Source organism: Anoxybacillus sp. ST70 (genome assembly GCF_019553625.1).
GTDB classification, from domain to species: domain Bacteria; phylum Bacillota; class Bacilli; order Bacillales; family Anoxybacillaceae; genus Anoxybacillus; species Anoxybacillus gonensis.
In genome coordinates this window covers 33096-47699 of the sequence record NZ_JAHZOF010000010.1, presented here as the reverse complement: position 1 = coordinate 47699, position 14604 = coordinate 33096, and the positions used below count along the sequence as shown (strand labels likewise).

29 protein-coding genes and 1 pseudogene are annotated in these 14604 nt (G+C 40.5%); 12 read left to right on the top strand and 18 right to left on the bottom strand.

Features of this window, described 5'->3' with window-relative positions:
- Position 1: 1 nt before the first annotated feature.
- Both K1I43_RS12735 and K1I43_RS12730 read right to left on the bottom strand, forming a co-directional pair.
- Positions 2–955: a YqaJ viral recombinase family nuclease gene (locus tag K1I43_RS12735; protein ID WP_370628357.1), complete on the bottom strand. Its 954-nt coding sequence runs from the start codon at positions 953–955 to the stop codon at positions 2–4.
- Between the two features lie 101 nt (positions 956–1056).
- Entirely contained in the window at positions 1057–1272 is a 216-nt protein-coding gene (locus K1I43_RS12730; protein ID WP_136260307.1) for a YqaI family protein, read from the bottom strand.
- A gap of 72 nt (positions 1273–1344) precedes the next feature.
- Here K1I43_RS12730 and K1I43_RS12725 point away from each other — a divergent pair, with 72 nt between their 5' ends.
- On the top strand, positions 1345–1578 hold the full coding sequence (locus K1I43_RS12725; RefSeq protein ID WP_220382675.1) for a hypothetical protein: 234 nt from the start codon (positions 1345–1347) through the stop codon (positions 1576–1578).
- Here K1I43_RS12725 and K1I43_RS15720 read toward each other — a convergent pair.
- Positions 1575–1709 carry a hypothetical protein gene (locus K1I43_RS15720; protein WP_255572235.1) on the bottom strand — a complete coding sequence of 45 codons (135 nt, stop codon included), beginning with the start codon at positions 1707–1709 and terminating at the stop codon, positions 1575–1577. The two genes, K1I43_RS12725 and K1I43_RS15720, sit on opposite strands and share 4 nt — an antisense overlap.
- A 70-nt stretch (positions 1710–1779) precedes the next feature.
- Between K1I43_RS15720 and K1I43_RS12720 the strand changes: the two genes are divergently transcribed.
- Entirely contained in the window at positions 1780–2007 is a 228-nt protein-coding gene (locus tag K1I43_RS12720) for a hypothetical protein (RefSeq protein WP_136260305.1), read from the top strand.
- On the opposite strand, the gene K1I43_RS15715 is transcribed toward K1I43_RS12720, so the two are convergent.
- A complete protein-coding gene (locus K1I43_RS15715) occupies positions 2000–2128 on the bottom strand; it encodes a hypothetical protein (RefSeq protein ID WP_255572234.1) in 129 nt (42 codons plus the stop codon). The two genes, K1I43_RS12720 and K1I43_RS15715, sit on opposite strands and share 8 nt — an antisense overlap.
- Before the next feature lie 87 nt (positions 2129–2215).
- Between K1I43_RS15715 and K1I43_RS12715 the strand changes: the two genes are divergently transcribed.
- Positions 2216–2452: a hypothetical protein gene (locus K1I43_RS12715; protein ID WP_136260304.1), complete on the top strand. Its 237-nt coding sequence runs from the start codon at positions 2216–2218 to the stop codon at positions 2450–2452.
- A gap of 2 nt (positions 2453–2454) precedes the next feature.
- On the opposite strand, the gene K1I43_RS12710 is transcribed toward K1I43_RS12715, so the two are convergent.
- The 5 genes from K1I43_RS12710 to K1I43_RS12690 all read right to left on the bottom strand — a co-directional run bounded on the left by K1I43_RS12710 (position 2455) and on the right by K1I43_RS12690 (position 4083).
- Entirely contained in the window at positions 2455–2661 is a 207-nt protein-coding gene (locus tag K1I43_RS12710; protein ID WP_136260303.1) for a hypothetical protein, read from the bottom strand.
- 30 nt (positions 2662–2691) lie between these two features.
- Positions 2692–2958: a hypothetical protein gene (locus K1I43_RS12705; RefSeq protein ID WP_136260302.1), complete on the bottom strand. Its 267-nt coding sequence runs from the start codon at positions 2956–2958 to the stop codon at positions 2692–2694.
- A complete protein-coding gene (locus K1I43_RS12700; protein ID WP_019417317.1) occupies positions 2955–3227 on the bottom strand; it encodes a hypothetical protein in 273 nt (90 codons plus the stop codon). The genes K1I43_RS12705 and K1I43_RS12700 overlap by 4 nt, the downstream gene beginning before the upstream one ends.
- Entirely contained in the window at positions 3214–3471 is a 258-nt protein-coding gene (locus tag K1I43_RS12695) for a hypothetical protein (protein WP_019417316.1), read from the bottom strand. The genes K1I43_RS12700 and K1I43_RS12695 overlap by 14 nt, the downstream gene beginning before the upstream one ends.
- A gap of 474 nt (positions 3472–3945) precedes the next feature.
- Complete coding sequence (locus K1I43_RS12690; protein WP_019417313.1) at positions 3946–4083, bottom strand: hypothetical protein; 138 nt, start codon at positions 4081–4083, stop codon at positions 3946–3948.
- Positions 4084–4160: 77 nt separating this feature from the next.
- Here K1I43_RS12690 and K1I43_RS12685 point away from each other — a divergent pair, with 77 nt between their 5' ends.
- Complete coding sequence (locus K1I43_RS12685) at positions 4161–4631, top strand: hypothetical protein (RefSeq protein WP_019417312.1); 471 nt, start codon at positions 4161–4163, stop codon at positions 4629–4631.
- Between the two features lie 392 nt (positions 4632–5023).
- On the opposite strand, the gene K1I43_RS12680 is transcribed toward K1I43_RS12685, so the two are convergent.
- Positions 5024–5224, bottom strand: coding sequence for a hypothetical protein (locus K1I43_RS12680; RefSeq protein ID WP_083842722.1), 201 nt, complete (start codon positions 5222–5224; stop codon positions 5024–5026).
- Positions 5225–5246: 22 nt separating this feature from the next.
- Positions 5247–6032 (bottom strand): phage antirepressor KilAC domain-containing protein, encoded by a 786-nt coding sequence (locus K1I43_RS12675; protein ID WP_019417310.1) that lies wholly within the window; start codon positions 6030–6032, stop codon positions 5247–5249.
- 76 nt (positions 6033–6108) lie between these two features.
- On the opposite strand from K1I43_RS12675, the gene K1I43_RS12670 reads away from it, so the two are divergent.
- A complete protein-coding gene (locus K1I43_RS12670; RefSeq protein ID WP_019417309.1) occupies positions 6109–6348 on the top strand; it encodes a hypothetical protein in 240 nt (79 codons plus the stop codon).
- Here the strand turns inward: K1I43_RS12670 and K1I43_RS12665 are convergent.
- Genes K1I43_RS12665 through K1I43_RS12655 form a run of 3 tightly spaced genes read right to left on the bottom strand, consistent with a single transcriptional unit; the run spans position 6323 to position 7498 of the window.
- A complete protein-coding gene (locus K1I43_RS12665; RefSeq protein ID WP_168707724.1) occupies positions 6323–6499 on the bottom strand; it encodes a hypothetical protein in 177 nt (58 codons plus the stop codon). The genes K1I43_RS12670 and K1I43_RS12665 overlap by 26 nt on opposite strands.
- Positions 6500–6511: 12 nt before the next feature.
- On the bottom strand, positions 6512–7267 hold the full coding sequence (locus tag K1I43_RS12660) for a phage antirepressor KilAC domain-containing protein (protein ID WP_136260301.1): 756 nt from the start codon (positions 7265–7267) through the stop codon (positions 6512–6514).
- Positions 7268–7279: 12 nt separating this feature from the next.
- Positions 7280–7498, bottom strand: coding sequence for a helix-turn-helix transcriptional regulator (locus tag K1I43_RS12655; RefSeq protein ID WP_136260300.1), 219 nt, complete (start codon positions 7496–7498; stop codon positions 7280–7282).
- 142 nt (positions 7499–7640) lie between these two features.
- On the opposite strand from K1I43_RS12655, the gene lexA reads away from it, so the two are divergent.
- The 5 genes and pseudogenes from lexA (at position 7641) to K1I43_RS12630 (ending at position 12034) form a co-directional block, all read left to right on the top strand.
- Entirely contained in the window at positions 7641–8261 is a 621-nt protein-coding gene (gene lexA / locus K1I43_RS12650; protein ID WP_240688424.1) for a transcriptional repressor LexA, read from the top strand.
- Between the two features lie 108 nt (positions 8262–8369).
- Positions 8370–9761 (top strand): recombinase family protein, encoded by a 1392-nt coding sequence (locus tag K1I43_RS12645; protein ID WP_136260299.1) that lies wholly within the window; start codon positions 8370–8372, stop codon positions 9759–9761.
- 17 nt (positions 9762–9778) lie between these two features.
- Positions 9779–10465 (top strand): annotated as a pseudogene (locus K1I43_RS12640) (ABC transporter substrate-binding protein); the annotation flags it as partial.
- A 5-nt stretch (positions 10466–10470) separates the two neighbouring features.
- Positions 10471–11241 (top strand): ABC transporter ATP-binding protein, encoded by a 771-nt coding sequence (locus K1I43_RS12635; RefSeq protein WP_009361619.1) that lies wholly within the window; start codon positions 10471–10473, stop codon positions 11239–11241.
- Positions 11228–12034 (top strand): ABC transporter permease, encoded by an 807-nt coding sequence (locus K1I43_RS12630; RefSeq protein ID WP_019417303.1) that lies wholly within the window; start codon positions 11228–11230, stop codon positions 12032–12034. Before K1I43_RS12635 ends, K1I43_RS12630 begins: the two co-directional genes overlap by 14 nt.
- 29 nt (positions 12035–12063) lie before the next feature.
- Here the strand turns inward: K1I43_RS12630 and ytkD are convergent, their stop codons facing one another.
- From ytkD to K1I43_RS12615, 3 genes are all read right to left on the bottom strand, one after another.
- Positions 12064–12537, bottom strand: a complete 474-nt coding sequence (gene ytkD / locus K1I43_RS12625; RefSeq protein ID WP_019417302.1) for an RNA deprotection pyrophosphohydrolase — start codon at positions 12535–12537, stop codon at positions 12064–12066.
- A gap of 63 nt (positions 12538–12600) precedes the next feature.
- Positions 12601–12909: a hypothetical protein gene (locus K1I43_RS12620; protein ID WP_009361622.1), complete on the bottom strand. Its 309-nt coding sequence runs from the start codon at positions 12907–12909 to the stop codon at positions 12601–12603.
- 130 nt (positions 12910–13039) lie between these two features.
- Positions 13040–13477 (bottom strand): Dps family protein, encoded by a 438-nt coding sequence (locus tag K1I43_RS12615; protein ID WP_009361623.1) that lies wholly within the window; start codon positions 13475–13477, stop codon positions 13040–13042.
- Positions 13478–13586: 109 nt separating this feature from the next.
- On the opposite strand from K1I43_RS12615, the gene ytzI reads away from it, so the two are divergent.
- Entirely contained in the window at positions 13587–13727 is a 141-nt protein-coding gene (ytzI, locus tag K1I43_RS12610; protein ID WP_081957620.1) for a YtzI protein, read from the top strand.
- Between the two features lie 18 nt (positions 13728–13745).
- Here ytzI and K1I43_RS12605 read toward each other — a convergent pair whose 3' ends face one another.
- Positions 13746–14219 (bottom strand): S-ribosylhomocysteine lyase, encoded by a 474-nt coding sequence (locus K1I43_RS12605; RefSeq protein ID WP_009361625.1) that lies wholly within the window; start codon positions 14217–14219, stop codon positions 13746–13748.
- Positions 14220–14347: 128 nt separating this feature from the next.
- Here K1I43_RS12605 and yidD point away from each other — a divergent pair, with 128 nt between their 5' ends.
- Entirely contained in the window at positions 14348–14572 is a 225-nt protein-coding gene (gene yidD / locus K1I43_RS12600) for a membrane protein insertion efficiency factor YidD (protein ID WP_009361626.1), read from the top strand.
- The last annotated feature ends 32 nt before the right edge of the window (positions 14573–14604 follow it).

Here is a 14604-nt window from a genome sequence, read left to right as displayed (position 1 = left end):
TTCAACCGATCTCCTTAATTTCAAATCTTCGGTAGCTATTTTTTTTGGTTACTTGTTCATAAACTTGCGGGAACATGGATTTCAGTTTTTTTGTATCTACTCGATTGGACTCAACTACTTTCCAATTAACCTGATAATTTTGGATAAATCCTATTTCTGCGTCTTTGAGTTCGTTCTTTATCTCGTTTTCTAGTAATCTTGCCCTTTCGTCCAATTCACGAATTGTCTCTTTCAATGAAAGTAGCTCCTCAATCTTGTTTTTGTACTCATATTTCAAATCGACGATCTTTCCGGTTTCAACTTTGTAATACCGTTTTTTCAGATATTCTTCAGCTGCCGACGATCCATCTAATGCAGGAGGAACATTCTTTTCAACGTGATTTTTCCAAAAATCAATTTCTGCCGCAAAAATCATTTCGATAAGTTCATCATCGCGTTCGATTTCTTTCCAGATGAACTTTTGACCGCCTATGAGAACTGCGAAATATCCCTTTTTGTATTCCGGTCCCAAAACACCAAGATAATGCTGCATTTGAACGATATATGCCTCCGGAATGTCATCGCCTTCCCATTCTTTTGCAAGGAACGCGGAAGCTGTTTTGCACTCTAAGATGGCTTTCTCGCCAACAATGAATCGGTCAATGTTAGCCAAAAGGAAATGGTGATTCGGATGCTGAAACATAACGTTCCGTTTCCGTACCTTCTTTCCGGATCGTTTCTCGAATTCTTTGGCCACCAAATCTTCCAATAACGTTCCAAAATAAGCTGCATCACTTGTAGAAGATTGCAAATCTACTTGTCCAGTTTTTTCGAGCCATAATTCAAATGGCGTTTTGTATTTGTTCAACCCGAGAATGATCGAAGCATCGCTGCCTCCGATCCCATTACGTCGCGCTGACAGCCATTCCTCATGGCTCATTTCATTTGTGTTTGCAAAAACAACAGCCATTTTCATCCCTCCATTTGATTTTTGAAGGTGATTCTTGTACTATGTAGGTAGCTTGTTCTAAGCTGTGAATCACCTTTCAAAGCGCCTCGCCTCCATCGAGGCGTTTTTCATTCTGCGATTTTTCGTACTACACCCAGATTTTCAATAAGGTACTGCCAAATGTTTTCTTCAAGAACGACTTCCCCGTCTGGGAATTCATAGATAACATCGTTATAGAAGATTTCGTCGCCGCAAGCATCCACCCCCCAGTGTTCTGACTGGATCGGCTCCGGATAGCCTGTCCGCAATGCTCTCGTGATCGCTGGATGTTCTAAGTCGTGCACGTCTTTTCACCTCTTTTTGTAGGAATTTCCTCCCTTCTTGTCGAATAATGGCAGGGGAAGGGAGGTGATAGATTGATGGACAACCGTATTGATGTAAAAACCTTGGCAGAAAGCTTGCTCCCCAGAATGAATGAGTCATTTCAAAAGGATTTTAAAAATCTCATAAGCGAAATTGATAAAAACGATAATCAGGACGAAAAATGGTTTCTTCTTTTGCATGGCATTCAACAAAGTGTAAAGAATCATTCTGAACGTTTTACAATCGAATTAGTACAAAAGGTTGTGGATGAATTAACTAAACGTTAATGTTTAAACATTTCACAAATTTTCTTGGCAATTGCATCAACATCTAGCTGAGCCGTCGCCTTATCGACGGATTTCTTTTCTAACTCCGCAACGCGTTGCTCTAATTCGACTAACCGTTGTTCGAGATCCATTTCCCCTCACCTCCTTTTGCAGGATTCTCCTTCCCTTTGTCGAATTAACTCGAGGGAAGGAGGTGTCCAAATGAACTGGAATGCAGAAATTGTTTTAAAAACTGGAAAAGTTGTTGCTGTTGCTGATTTAGTATCAATCAATCGCGTAAGTCGATCTGACAGCTCTGTGTCTAAAAACACTGACTTTGAAAACTTTACACTTCCATCTAAAGGGATACTGTCGTTTGTCGGTAAAAACCATATCGTATGTCTCGAATCGTCCGATATTGAATACTTATCTTTATTCCGAGTTAACTGATTTCAATTTCCACGATAAGAGTGCAGCGTGGGCTGTGCTCTTTTTCAATTTCGAGTAGTTTCTCTACAATCTGTTTTGCTTCTTCCACGTTTAAGCAAGATAGTTTTACTTTTACTTCCATTCTTCTCACCCCCTTTCAGACGATTTGCTTTTGCAGGATTTCCCCTCCTTTTGTCGAATGTTGACACTGGAAAGGGGGGGAGTAACCTTGAAGAAGATATATGCCAATCTTCTTGGCGAATGGGTCGATCTCTCGTCCGATGATACATGCTTAATGGGACCACATATGGTCAAACCTTCCGTTTGGTGGGAAGAAAACGCTAAGATTTGGAGTCCGAATAAAAAAGATGAACACACCATGTATCAATTGGACTATGTGAGCATTCACTATAAAGGGAAAGACTATCGAATCAGCCCTATTTTCATCCAGGTTGTTAGCGAATAACATCACTCAGTTTTGGCAATGGCATCCGAATAACGTCGAAGGTTAAACTCAACTTCAAGGTTTCTTTTCAATTCTTCAGAGTCGTCAAGTTCTAGCTTGGCGGCTTTTAATGCGAAATATAGATTGACTTGTTGCGCAATTCTTTCCCACTCGTATTTCTTAAGACCTTGGAGTTGCTCAACTAAAGACGCGATTTGCTCTTTTGTCATTCCAAAACCGAGTAGTGAAAAGACGTACGTTCATTGTTCGTTCCCCTTTCTAACCACAAGCGCAATATCCACACCGCGCGCTTTCATCATTTCAACGATTTTTACCAACTCGTCATGTCGTTGTTTCCGTTTGATAAGCTCGTCCAAATCTCGCTTGCAGCGAAGGAATTCCTCCGCCCATTTCTCTGCTTCGTCAAAGTGATCGTGTACTAATTCCAACCGCGCTTGGAGTAAGCATAATCCCCCGAAGTTGACCAGCTTTTCCGCCAACTCTCTGTCTTTTTCTAATACGTTCATTGCTTTAGCTCCTTTCCAAACACTACTGGATGTAGTTCCATTGCTTTCTTGATGAGTAGAAGAGGAATCGATTTTTCATGTGTCACTTTTCCGTTTTCAAAAACCAGCTCAACCATTTCGTCTTTCTTCAAATCGATAAAGCTAACAACATATTCATCATGATCGGTTGTGTCATATTCAAAGAGTTGAGCCGATATAATTAGCTTTTCAGACAACATTTCTTGTAATTCGATAGGCAATTCGTCCGTCGGCACCTTAAATATTTTCATTGTTATCTCCCTTCATTTCTTGCTCTTTTTGCTTTCTTCGCTTTTCGTTTTCCTTGACCATTCTTACGTAAATCTCGATAAAGCGATCTAACGCTTCTTTTGACGGCTCTTTCCGTTCCCCCACGCACCGAACCTCAACCTCTGGCGGCTTCATCGTTCTTTTTCGTTTTTTCACATTGACCATCTCCTTTGTAGGAGTTGTATGCAACGAATCGTCGTGTACAACATTACGAATTTCCGACATTTTATTTCCCTCCTGTTAATTTGTAGGAATTTCCTCCCTTCGTGTCGAATAATGGCAGAGGAAGGGAGGTGATAAAAGATGGCTAAGTTTTATTACTACAACAAAAATGTTGATCGAAATGGCAATCACGAAGTTCACAGTGAAGATTGTTCTTATTTGCCTAACCATAACAATTGCATCATGATCGGGTACGAAAACGACTGTAAATCTGCAATCGAGCGAGCGAAACGAGAAACCGGAAAAACTAACTTTGATGGTTGTTGGCACTGCAGTTTTGAGTGCCACATCGGATAAGGGGGTTAATCCCTCTTATCTCTATAAGGAATTGCATTATCGTAATAAAACTTTTTGACAAGTGATGGTATTTTCTCTAGTTCCTTGAGTGTAAAACCGTGTTCCTGACACTGTTTGCAGATGTATGTTACCAATTCGTTGAATGCTTGTTCTCTTTTGTTATTCACGTGTATCCCCCTCTCATTCTTCGTAATGGGCGAGAACGATCTTTGCGATCACGTAAAGGTCTTCTTCGTCCCATCCTTTTTCGTATGCAAATTGCAAAAGTTCTTTTGCTTTTGTGAGCGTTTCATTCGGGAGTTTAATCATGTCTTTCACGCCTTCTCACCTCCCACTTTTGCAGGATTCTCCTTCCATTTGTCGAATTAACTCGAGGGGAAGGAGGTGATAAAACGATGGATAAAAAACCAGATAACGAAATTCCTATTTTGCTAAAAGAACGTATAGATTTAAAAGCGTTAACAGCTAAAACTTTTGTAAATGTTGTCGAAAATATAAGAAACGGAAAGACTGAAGAAATAAGTGTGGATCTGAATACTGAGATTTGGTTCTTTACAAACTTTGGTTTAGTATCAGGAAGTCTGTATATTCCACCAGAAGAAAATGATGCATTTGATCCGACTTATTTTCTTCATGAGCTCGTTTTTAAAACCCGTAACTCGCTACTTTCATCCTATATAGAGAAAGGTGTCGAGAGATTGACAAACGATTCTAGTTTCGTATTGCTTAAAGATGTAACAGTCAAGCCTTATGCTAGTCCTAGTACTCCGTACAAACTCGGTTACTTTCTTTTATACGGTGATGCAATTCTCGGCATATCTTTTGGAGATCAGCCGAAGGAGCAATACGTACATGTGGTTGAATAGACACTGACTTTGGAGCCGTCGCCTTATCGGCGGCTTTCTTTTCTAACTCCGCAACGCGTTGCTCCAATTCGGCTAACCGTTGTTCGAGGTTCATTTCCCCTCACCTCCTTTTGCAGGATTCTCCTTCCATTTGTCGAATGTTGACACTGGAAAGGGGGTGAATAAGTTGATAACTTTTGCCGAAGTAAAATGCTACAATTGTGAAAATTCTTTCCCTGTTTACTGGAACAACTGGGAAAAGAACTTGCCTATCCGTTGTCCTTTTTGCATTGCTAGTTTTAATGAAAAATTCACAGAAATGCTTAAACATTCGTTAGGTACAGTAAACGAATTAAACAAAGAGCTTAGAAGTCGTCACAGCGACGGATCTCACGACTTGTTCCAAGTCGATTTCAAACATGTATACGTTCCAATCGATAAATATCGCTTAGATGATTAAACAACTCATACGCTTGATATTTATTGAGATCGTTACGCAATAACACTTCTTTGATTTCCTCTACGACTTTTTCGTAACGGTCTCTACCCAACGCAATTTGTAATTCTTGTTTAGCGTGCTTGATTGAACAAAGTACTTGCTCAAGCTGTTCCATTGTCACTCTTCCTCACCCCCTTTCACGCAGTTTGTTCGTCCCTCTCAATGAGAGGAAGAATACCGAGTTTGTTTTTCAACATTTCGTAAATGAACAGTCTCCCTTTTTGCGTCCAATACGTGTGCATCTTGCTTGTTTCTGAATCAATCGCGTGTGTTTTGCTTTGCGTGTATCCTTTGTCTTGATACTTGGAGTAAAGCAACCAGCAATCGCCTTGTTTATACTGAATGCCAAGCTGATGCAACAGTTGGTTCATTTTCACCGCGCTCATGCCGTAGTCTTTCGCGATCTTGCTAATGGAAATGAGCGATTTATTTTGTAACACCAAGTCGTAATAGGTCGCTTTGGGCTGTAACTCTTTGATGATTTGGTCTTTTTGGGCGTTTTGCAGTTGCAGCTGTTCGTTTCGTTCCACCTGCTCGACTAATTGCAATAATGCCTCTTTGTACGTCGTCGGCAACTTGAACGGCTGTTTCTGTTTCTCCAGCTCCGCCCGCATGCGCTTAAACTCCTCGATGAATCGCACCTTCATCTTCATCGCTTCTGGTGTCGTGTACGACATCGCTACCAACGTAAATGCTTCTTCAGTGAGAAGGTATTTTTTGTACCACTGCTTGTTTTGTGGGTGCTGGTAGTGGGTCTGCCCAAAGTTGGACACCCCCCATTCTCCTTCACCAGCCTCAACTAATTTTTGAATTTGCACCTCAATATCACGTATCACATGTTTGTGTTCCTTTCCAAAAACCTCAGCTACCGTCAAACTGTCTGTGACAACCCGATTGCTTTCGATAAAAACTAACTGATTCATTTCCGTCCTCCTTTGTTTCATTGAAGGTTTTTCTCCCTTTTTAGCGAAATGATAATGCAGAAAGGAGGGAGAAAGATTGGATTTCGATAACATCTCACTTCAAGCGTTGATAACAACCAATTCTAAAATGGCTGACGTCATCGCTAACAAAGAACACATAAACCAAAAGCTCGAACGCGATAATTTTGAGCTTGCACAAGAAGCAAAAACAGTAAAATTAATGCAAGGATTTAGTTTGCACATTACAATTGAAGCTTTGAAACTTTATCACGAAGAGCTTGCGAAAAAGCTCAAAGAACACGGCATTGATATTTGATTTGTAGCTGTAACATCGCAATCACAAAAGCTAATTCCCTTCTGTCAGACCGTTCGATGAAGTTTTCTGCTTCATCAACGGTCCATCCTAAGTGTTCGACAAACTGATCGACAAGCTTCCTTCTCATTGGAGCGCTAACAGCTCGATCCATCTCCGTCCTCCTTTATGCGGTTTGCTCTTTCTTCAACAGCAACCGAAACGTCTCTCGCCCTTTTGGTGTAATCAGCGTTTGGACATCAGCCCGTCCGTTTCGTTCCCATTCCTTCAATTCAAACAACTCTGGGACATATGCTGCATAAGGTTTGAGCTTCTTTTTCTGATCGCGGTAGATGAATTTGTTCTTCAATAACCAATCGATGAAGAATCGTTCCTTAATCTGCAACTCTTTCGCAGTATCACGGAAATTCGTCAGCAAGTTCCGATCGACCAAGGCATCGAAATATTCCACTTTCGGCTTCATTGCCGCGATCTGTTCATTTTGTCGACGCACCGTTTCCAACACGCCACGGAACATCATTTTCGTCTGCTCGTCCGCAAACGGAAGATACGTGTTGATAAACATGTCCTCATTCGCAACGTAGCCACCTGTTTTGCGGATGGTTGGGAGGATCTCATCGAAGACCCAGCGTTCAAACTCTTCCGCCTTCTTTTTTATTTCTAAATTTTTACTTTGATCAGCCGCCTTGATTATTAATCGGTATATATCTCCTTCTGGAATCACTCTCACCGTTTGTTCTCCCCCGTTAGTAGGGATGCGGTAAGTTACCGCCCCCTTGCAGTGGGTTGAAATTGCTTCATGTGGTCTCATGTACCCTAATGCTTTCGCAACGTCATTACCCACAGCGTAAGGGTTGTTGTTAATCTCAACGAATCGAATTTCCCCAAACATTTCATGATTGAAAACTTGTAGCTGGTTCATTTCCGTCCTCCTTTATGCGGTTTTGTCACCATTTTGGTTACTACGAGGCAAAAAAATATCTTCTATTCTTTTACCAAAAAAATCTCGTAGTTTAAACATTTCTTCTAAAGTGAATTGAAATTCACCGCGCTCTTTTAAACCATATGTTTTTTCACTGATTCCTAGATATTCCGCGAGTTGCTTTTGTGTTACTCCTTGCTTTTTACGAAGGATAATCAGTTTTTCCTGCATCCTATCACCTCCTTCTGATTGTTATCCTATCACCAAATTGGTTACTTGTAAAGAGTTTTTTGTTATTTTTTTTATATTTTTGTTCCGAAACGGTTACTTTTGTGCTAATATTCTATTAGATTATTAGAAAGGAGGTGTGGATTTGAGTTTACAAAGATATGTAGGTGAAAAAATAAAAGAATTTCGTTTGAAGCGCGGTATGAGCCAAGAAGAACTGGCTGACTTATTAGGTACGACTAAACAAACAGTAAGTAGATATGAAACCGGAGAAAGAAAAGCTAATCAAGATGTTCTTTTTAAATTATCAGAAATATTTAAAGTTAGTATTGACGATTTTTTTCCTTCCAAAAAAGAAAATGAGGTAAAATCGATTGTTTTCACCAAACTCCCGATCGTGGGGGCGGTCAGCTGCGGAAATGGCGTGTTGGCATATCAAGAGATTGAGGGGTATGAAGAAGTGCCAACGAGCTGGCTGAATGGTGGGGAATATTTCTTTCTTAGAGCCAAAGGCGACAGCATGATAAACGCTCGAATCATGGACGGCGACCTATTACTTATTCGTAGGCAAGACGATGTGGAAAACGGGGAGATTGCAGCTGTGCTTATTGACGGAGAAGCCGTTCTAAAGCGAGTGTATAAAACAAACGGAACGATTATTTTGCAAAGTGAAAATCCGAAATATCAGCCGATTGTACTGCAAAAAGATAATATGAAAGATGTGCGCATCATAGGGAAATTAAAAAAAGTGGTTTTAAATTTTTGACGTCAGAAATTTAAAAGAGCAACGCAAATGGTTGCTCTTTTTAGTTATTTACATCCCACTCCCACTACGTTCAGAGTTTCTATTATTTTTTCGCAAGGAGGCAACCTAATGAAAGTCGCCATTTACGTTCGAGTCAGTACAGACGAACAAGCGAAAGAAGGATTTTCTATCCCGGCGCAACGGGAACGGCTGCGGGCGTTTTGCACAAGCCAAGGCTGGGAGATTGTTCAGGAGTATATCGAAGAAGGGTGGTCTGCTAAAGACCTAGAGCGACCGCAAATGAAACAATTGTTGAAAGATATAAAGAAAGGCAATATTGACATTGTGTTGGTTTACCGATTAGACCGCTTGACACGGTCGGTATTGGACTTATATTTGCTGCTCCAGACGTTTGAAAAATACAACGTGGCGTTTCGTTCAGCAACCGAAGTATATGACACTTCCACGGCAATGGGAAGGCTATTTATTACGCTTGTCGCCGCCCTTGCGCAATGGGAGCGAGAAAACCTTGCCGAACGCGTGAAATTCGGCATCGAGCAAATGATTGACGAAGGAAAAAAACCAGGTGGACATTCTCCGTATGGATATAAGTTTGATAAAGACTTTCATTGCACCATTATCGAAGAAGAGGCAGAAGTCGTTCGGATGATTTATCGACTATATTGCGATGGATACGGCTACCGAAGCATCGCGGATCGGCTGAACGAATTAGGGGTTAAGCCTCGAATTGCGAAAGAGTGGAACCACAATTCAATACGCGATATTTTAACGAATGACATCTACATCGGCACATACAGATGGGGAAATAAAGTCGTGCCAAACAATCATCCGCCGATTATTAGCGAAACGCTATTTAAAAAAGTGCAAAAAGAAAAAGAGAACAGAAGCGTAGACAGAAAAAGAGTCGGGAAATTCATTTTTACTGGTCTCTTATATTGCGGCAATTGCAATGAGAATAAAATGCAAGGTTTTTTCGATAAGCGCGAACAAAAGACATACTATCGCTGTCTCAAGTGCAATCGGATTACAAACGAGAAAAACATTACCGCGTCGCTGATCGCTGAGGTTCAACACCTCATTACGTCGAAAGAATATTTCATGTCGAAGTTTTCTCACCAGTTCGCGGAACCAAAAGCCATTGACGTTTCTGCTTTGACCAAAGAGCTGGAAAAGATAAAACGCCAAAAGGAAAAATGGTATGATTTATATATGGACGATGAGAACCCGATACCAAAAGAGGAGCTGTTCGCAAAGATTAACGAATTAAATGATAGGGAAAGAGAAATTTATGATATATTGAGCGAATTTGAATTGGAAGATAATGAATCGCTCGAGGAGAAGTACAACCGATTAAGCAAGATGACCGATTTTAAACAACAATTCGAACAAGCAGACGATTTCACAAAAAAAGAACTGCTCTTTAGCATTTTCGAAAGAATTGTAATATATCGAGAAAAAGGAAAGGGGAAGAAACTAACGCTGGACTATGCATTGAAGTAAACCGAACCTGTTTAAAAGTTAAGGTTGGGCAATTGACACAAACAGATGGAACATTTTTAGTTTCGCGTGAACCGATCGCTAACTTCACATGGGAACAATTGAAAGGAAGTACATTTTTAGGTCAAAGAAAAGGCGGCATGCCGCAAATGGTCGGAGAATACGTTCTAAAGCAGCATGGAATTGATCCACATAAAGACTTAAATCTCATTCAAAATATTGAGTTTGCTAATATCGCCAATGCATTTGCAAGCGGAACAGGCGATTTCGTCCAACTATTTGAACCGACTGCTAGCATTTTTGAACAAGAAGGAAAAGGATATATTGTTGCTTCCTTTGAAACGGAATCCGGCCATCTCCCGTACACAACGTTTATGGCAAAACAAAGTTTTATTGAGAAAAATAAAGATGTCATTGAAAAATTTACACGCGCGCTTTATAAAGCACAACAATGGGTGCAAACACACGATGCTAAAGAAATCGCAACAGTCATTCAACCGTACTTTGAAAATACAGATATCGCTCTCATTGAAAAAGTTGTCGATCGCTATAAAAACCAAGGCTCTTACGCAACTGACCCTATTTTAGATGAAGAAGAATGGAACCATCTTCAAAACATCATGAAAGAAGCAAATGAATTGCCATCGTACATTGATCACTCGATTTTAGTGAATACATCGTTTGCCGAAAACGCACAAAAGAGGTGAACACCATGCCCATTTTAACGATTGATCAAGTGATGCATGCCTACGTCACAAACCAATCTGCCGTCTTGGCACTTGATCATCTGTCGCTAACTGTCGAGAGGGGAGAATTTCTCTCCTTTCTCGGCCCAAGCGGCTGTGGAAAAACGACGCTTCTTTCCATTATCGCGGGACTAATCGAACCAACAAAAGGCCGTGTACTCATTGAAGGAAAAGAAGTAAAAACGATGCGCCAAACGATTGGATATATGCTACAACATGATTATTTGTTCCCGTGGAAAACGATTGAACAAAACGTCACACTCGGATTAAAACTAACAGGCAAATATAGCGAGAAAACGAGAAAACAAACGCTCGCCCTTTTACATCAAATTGGTCTACGCGACGTCGATGATCGCTATCCTTATGAATTATCAGGAGGAATGCGTCAGCGCGCTGCACTCGTTCGCACCTTGGCAACCGACCCGAAAATTTTATTGTTAGATGAACCGTTTTCAGCACTTGATTACCAAACAAAACTTAAACTAGAAGATCTCGTATGGGAGACGTTAAAGCAATATCGGAAAACAGCACTTCTCGTCACGCACGACATCGGTGAAGCGATTGCAATGAGCGACCGTATCGTTTTATTTACCGCAAGACCAGGAAAAATTAAGCGAATTGTTTCCGTTCCAGATTCATTAAAAGCATGTACACCGTTTCAAGCTCGCCAACATCCAGATTTTTCACCGATTTTTCAAATGATTTGGAAGGAGTTAGAGAGCATTGAACAAACATGAATGGTTGCAACGTATATACGATCAATATATAGCATATGAAAAGCGCGAAAAACGAATCGTTCGTTTTTTCCAAATGATCATCGTCGTTGCCTTCTTTAGCTTATGGGAGATGGCGAGCCGTTTTCATTGGATTGATCCTCTTTTATTTAGCTCACCGTCTTCAATTTGGCACTTGTTTATCACTAAAGTGCGCGATCATACGTTGCTTTCACATACAACCATCACATTAACAGAGACCGTGCTCGGTTTTATTGTTGGTACGATCGCAGGCATTTGTTTCGCTGCGCTTCTTTGGTGGTTTCCACGCGTATCTAAAATTGTTGATCCGTATTTAGTCATTTTAAATGCCATGCCAAAGGTGGCACTTGGACCGATTCTCATTGTAGCGCTCGGACCAAATATGACGTCAATCGTGGCGATGGGAGCAATCATTTCTATCATTATTACAACGATTGTCGTTTACACATCGTTTAAAGAAGTAGATGCCAACTATATCAAAGTGCTTCAAACATTCGGTGCAACAAAACGACAATGGTTCACAGAAGCCATTTTACCCGCTTCCTTTCCGACAATGATTTCAACGTTAAAAGTGAACGTCGGTCTATCTTGGGTCGGTGTCATTGTCGGGGAATTTCTTGTTTCGAAACAAGGGCTCGGTTATATGATTATTTACGGGTTCCAAGTGTTCAACTTTACGCTCGTTTTATTAAGTTTGCTTATGATTGCGTTACTTTCAAGCATCATGTACCAACTTGTCAGTTGGTTTGAAAAAAAACTAATGAAACGTGCATAACCCTACACGTAAGAAAAAGCGGTGGGGTTTTAAATCATTCCCCACCGCTCTAACTGTTGTTTCGTATATGCCCATACGCCATCCTTCATAATAAAACTAAATCGTCCATCTTTCGCTATGTCATCTGGCATATGCTCAATGAGCACAGGACCATTTGTCTCAAAATACGACTCCCTTTGTTCCAAAAATTCAACATGAGCAAAATAAATATTTTTTACAATCGTTTCATTCGGACGTTTGACTTCATACTGTCCAATGTACGTGATCTTCTCAACAACTCCGCCCGTTTCTTCCTTTACTTCGCGAATTGCTGCTTGTTCTGCCGTTTCTCCTTCCTCTATTTTCCCACCTGGAAACTCCCAGCCACGCACAGCGTGATTTGTCAATAACCAACGACCATTGTACCGACAAATCACAAGAACATGTTTCGGTTGTTGCGAAAAAGGATGGTCAGAAAAAGAAAGTCGAACGTTGTATCCGTAGTAATCTTGAAATACAATCATCGCCGTCTACCCTCAACTGTATGTTTTCTTCATTGTACCACACAGTGAAATTGTCGACAGCTTTTATAACTGTATGACACCCATCGTTTCAATTTGTTGTTTCGCTTCTTCATCTCCAAGCTCATAAATAAGTTCGTACACTTTTTTTATCGCTTGATCATATCCATCATTTGGACGATCGTAATGGTATTGCACATACGGCACATGTGCGCGCCAAAACGATTGCCAATCGGATGAATACATTTCATCAAAATACTCTCGTAATTGAATGATTTCTTCATCCGTCGCCTCAATTCGAAATTCCCAAGGTGATGCTGTTTTCACTTGCGAAATTTCGCCACGAGCCACTGAAACATAGTACGTTTTTTTCATCGCCCCACCTCTTTTCCATTTGTTACGGTTAGTGTGAGTCGATCCATTTGTTTTCATGCAACAAAAAGCATACGATCTCCTTTAACGCTTCTTCAAGTACTATAATATAAAAAAGGTGGGAAATCCCACCTTATCCAAGAAACGATTTTAACATCCACACATGTTTTTCTAAGCTTTGATGAATGCCTAAAAGCATATCCCCAGTCGTTTCATCATTAATTTCCCCTGCGTAGTTCATACCATCTTTCAACTCTTCAATCATCGTTTCAAAATCGCGCACGATTTCTGCCACCATTTCCTCGGCTGTTTCATTTCCTTTGGCTTCCTGTACAGATGCTACCGCTAAATACTCTTTCATCGTCGCTAACGGCTTTCCACCTAGCGCCAATAAACGCTCCGCTAATTCATCAATATGTAGCGCAGCTTCATTGTACAATTCTTCAAATTTTGTATGCAACGTAAAAAATTGCGGACCTTTCACATACCAATGGTAGTTGTGCAGTTTCACATACAATACGTTCCAATTCGCAATTTGTTTGTTTACAATGTCAATTAATTTTTCCTTCATTTTCATTCCCTCCTCAAGTATAAACTTTCCCCTTCTCTATTGTAGCAAACAAAAAAAATTTTGGAAAATAATACGGTTTTGCATTAAGATAGAGTGTGGAGGGGTACATATGTTGCTCACTTTTATTATTTCTATCATCATTGTATTTGTCGTGCTCATCTTAAGCGTTTTAACGATTTCAAAAGCATACAAATACAAACACACCATTGATGAGTTGCCAAATGAAAAAAGCAAAGGTTCAGACATGTAACGCCTGAACCTTTGTTGTTTAGCCAAACACTTTTTTCAATTCTTCTTTTGGTTGCGATAGCCAGTAGCGCATGAGTCGCTTTGCTCCTTCTAAATCATGCAACTTCGCTTGACCACACTCTTTTTCTGTTGCGGCTGGCACCTCTGTGACGGTTAGCGCTTCATTCATCGTTGCCTCTAGCAAGTCAATAATTTCTTCAACGGTTGGCGTGCCGCTAACGACTAAATAATAGCCTGTTTGACATCCCATTGGCGAAATATCAATAATATCAAAATGGTCGTATTTTTCGGCGTGCTTACGAATGTGCACCGCTAGCAAATGCTCGAGCGTATGAATAGCTGCTGGCTGCATTGCTTCTTTATTAGGCTGACAAAAACGAATATCAAATTTATTCACAACACCGTCGCTGCCGACTTTATGAACGCCGCAATGGCGAACGTACGGTGCTTTGACCGCACAATGATCAAGCTCAAAGCTTTCTACTGAAGGCATACTTCTCACCTCTTTTCAATTGTTACGTCTTTATCATACACAAAAGTCCGACTTTTTTCATCTTTTTTTGTTAGTATCATTTCGTCCAGCTATGTTACAATAAGAAAAAATAGGGGTAGGTGTATGATATGAAACATATACTTCTTTTACTTATTCGCTTTTATCAACGTGTCATTTCCCCATTAAAACCACCGACATGTCGCTTTTATCCGACTTGTTCGCATTACGGATTCGAAGCTATTCGCCGTTTTGGCGCGCTCAAAGGCGGATATTTAACAATAAAACGCATTTTAAAATGTCATCCGTTTCACCCCGGTGGATTTGATCCTGTTCCAGAGAAAGAGCAAAAATAGTTGTTCTTTCTCTTTTTTTTCGATATGATAAA